This window comes from Allobosea sp. NPDC055594 (assembly GCF_053618995.1).
The window spans coordinates 2501-5582 of the sequence record NZ_JBSHIO010000039.1 but is presented as its reverse complement, the minus strand read 5'-3'; the positions used below and the strand labels follow the sequence as shown (position 1 = coordinate 5582).

Genomic DNA, 3082 nt, shown 5'->3' with positions numbered 1-3082 from the left:
TTTTGGGTTGTGAGTGGCTGTTGTGTTGTTTCCGGGTGTTTGTTGATTGTCTTAAGCTGTTGTTTTTGTGGTGTTTTTTGTTGTTTGGGTGTTTTTGTCGAAAAACTTTCATGAAGCGTGTTGACAGTCTGAGATGGTTCCCCCTATAAGACGGCCATCGAGACGGCGACGCCGCTGGCGGCGCCGCTCACCGCTTCACTGGAACGTTGGGCCTGGTAGCCGACTAGATCGGCACGGAAGGCTGTTCCGAGATGAAGTTTGCTGTTTGAAAACTGAAGACAGAAAGAGAAACGTGGACGGCGAAGTTCTTGCGGACTTGCCTTCGGGCAAGTCAAACGAGACTTCGGTGTGCTGCGTTTACAAGAGCCATCGCTGATTACTTCGGTAATCAAGCAATGACTCCGTCAATACGCAGCGATGCCGGAACAAACTCATCAAATCTGAGAGTTTGATCCTGGCTCAGAGCGAACGCTGGCGGCAGGCTTAACACATGCAAGTCGAACGGGCACTTCGGTGCTAGTGGCAGACGGGTGAGTAACACGTGGGAACGTACCTTTCGGTTCGGAATAATCCAGGGAAACTTGGACTAATACCGGATACGCCCTTCGGGGGAAAGATTTATCGCCGATAGATCGGCCCGCGTCTGATTAGCTAGTTGGTGAGGTAATGGCTCACCAAGGCGACGATCAGTAGCTGGTCTGAGAGGATGATCAGCCACATTGGGACTGAGACACGGCCCAAACTCCTACGGGAGGCAGCAGTGGGGAATATTGGACAATGGGCGCAAGCCTGATCCAGCCATGCCGCGTGAGTGATGAAGGCCTTAGGGTTGTAAAGCTCTTTTGTCCGGGAAGATAATGACTGTACCGGAAGAATAAGCCCCGGCTAACTTCGTGCCAGCAGCCGCGGTAATACGAAGGGGGCTAGCGTTGCTCGGAATCACTGGGCGTAAAGGGCGCGTAGGCGGACTCTTAAGTCGGGGGTGAAAGCCCAGGGCTCAACCCTGGAATAGCCTTCGATACTGAGAGTCTTGAGTTCGGAAGAGGTTGGTGGAATTGCGAGTGTAGAGGTGAAATTCGTAGATATTCGCAAGAACACCAGTGGCGAAGGCGGCCAACTGGTCCGATACTGACGCTGAGGCGCGAAAGCGTGGGGAGCAAACAGGATTAGATACCCTGGTAGTCCACGCCGTAAACGATGAATGCCAGCCGTTGGGGTGCATGCACTTCAGTGGCGCAGCTAACGCTTTAAGCATTCCGCCTGGGGAGTACGGTCGCAAGATTAAAACTCAAAGGAATTGACGGGGGCCCGCACAAGCGGTGGAGCATGTGGTTTAATTCGAAGCAACGCGCAGAACCTTACCAGCTTTTGACATGTCCGGTTTGATCGACAGAGATGTCTTTCTTCAGTTCGGCTGGCCGGAACACAGGTGCTGCATGGCTGTCGTCAGCTCGTGTCGTGAGATGTTGGGTTAAGTCCCGCAACGAGCGCAACCCTCGCCCCTAGTTGCCATCATTCAGTTGGGAACTCTAGGGGGACTGCCGGTGATAAGCCGCGAGGAAGGTGGGGATGACGTCAAGTCCTCATGGCCCTTACAGGCTGGGCTACACACGTGCTACAATGGCGGTGACAATGGGCAGCGAAAGGGTGACCTCGAGCTAATCCCAAAAAGCCGTCTCAGTTCAGATTGTACTCTGCAACTCGAGTACATGAAGGTGGAATCGCTAGTAATCGTGGATCAGCATGCCACGGTGAATACGTTCCCGGGCCTTGTACACACCGCCCGTCACACCATGGGAGTTGGGTTTACCCGAAGGCGTCGCGCTAACCGCAAGGAGGCAGGCGACCACGGTAGGCTCAGCGACTGGGGTGAAGTCGTAACAAGGTAGCCGTAGGGGAACCTGCGGCTGGATCACCTCCTTTCTAAGGTAGAATTCTCCACGAGGTCTTTGATCTTGTATTGAATTCGCTTGGAACAAAAGAAGCCAGTCAGGCTTCGACATGCGGAACCTCGCCGTCTTCGTTTCTCTTTCTTTTTCCGGGCGATGCGCCTGGTCTGCCGACATAGGGTCGGCCGTGATCGGCGCATTCTGGGCCAACGCTTTAGAGGTCTTTGGCCGTGCCGAGAGGGTTTCCTCGAGGTTTTGGGCCTCGGGCCTGTAGCTCAGTTGGTTAGAGCGCGCGCTTGATAAGCGTGAGGTCGGAGGTTCAAATCCTCCCAGGCCCACCAGTTTCAAGGACTGCTTTTCTGATCGGGGCCATAGCTCAGTTGGGAGAGCGGTAGCTTTGCAAGCTTCAGGTCGTCGGTTCGATCCCGTCTGGCTCCACCAGAAAGTCCCGGAAAGTTCAGGTTTCATGGATTGCTGTCTTGTTGCAGCGATTGATGATGCTGTTTGTCATTGTGAAGAGGGAATGTATTCGAGAGCTGCTCATCCTGCAGCATGCTCGGTTCGATCACCAATCGACCGGGTTAAATCGGGTACATTCGGCAAGCATAATGGTCTTTCTGATCTTGTTTTGCAGCTTGATTGCTGCGGACATCGATCATGAGAACGATCAAGTGCCTTAAGAGCATTCGGTGGATGCCTTGGCGCTGAGAGGCGATGAAGGACGTGATACGCTGCGATAAGCCGTGGGGAGCTGCGAATAAGCTTTGATCCGCGGATTTCCGAATGGGGAAACCCACCTTCGATCTCTGTTATTCTAAGGATAGGTCTAGGCCTGTCCTTGGGCTAACAGAGATCAAGAGAAGGTATTGAACTCTGAATACATAGGGGTTCAAAGCTAACCCAGGGAACTGAAACATCTAAGTACCTGGAGGAAAGGACATCAACGAGACTCCGTCAGTAGCGGCGAGCGAACGCGGACCAGGCCAGTGCTTGCTTGGAATTTACCGGAAGTGGTTGGGAAACCACGCATTAATGGGTGATAGCCCCGTACGGATCTGAGACCAAGCGAGACATGAGTAAGGCGGGACACGTGAAATCCTGTCTGAACGTGGGGGGACCACCCTCCAAGCCTAAGTACTCCTCAGCGACCGATAGTGAACCAGTACCGTGAGGGAAAGGTGAAAAGCACCCCG

The 3082-nt window shown here is 53.6% G+C and carries 2 tRNA genes and 2 rRNA genes (1 of these 4 only partly in view); all 4 read left to right on the top strand.

What is annotated here, in order from left to right:
* Positions 1-436: 436 nt before the first annotated feature.
* Positions 437-1923, top strand: a 16S ribosomal RNA gene (locus ACWGRX_RS26790).
* 230 nt (positions 1924-2153) lie between these two features.
* Positions 2154-2230: transfer RNA gene (locus ACWGRX_RS26785), tRNA-Ile, on the top strand.
* Positions 2231-2254: 24 nt separating this feature from the next.
* Positions 2255-2330 (top strand) — tRNA-Ala (locus tag ACWGRX_RS26780).
* 224 nt (positions 2331-2554) lie between these two features.
* Positions 2555-3082 (top strand): 23S ribosomal RNA (locus tag ACWGRX_RS26775); it runs 2277 nt beyond the window's last position.
* The 16S and 23S rRNA genes sit together here with 2 tRNA genes alongside, the layout of an rRNA operon.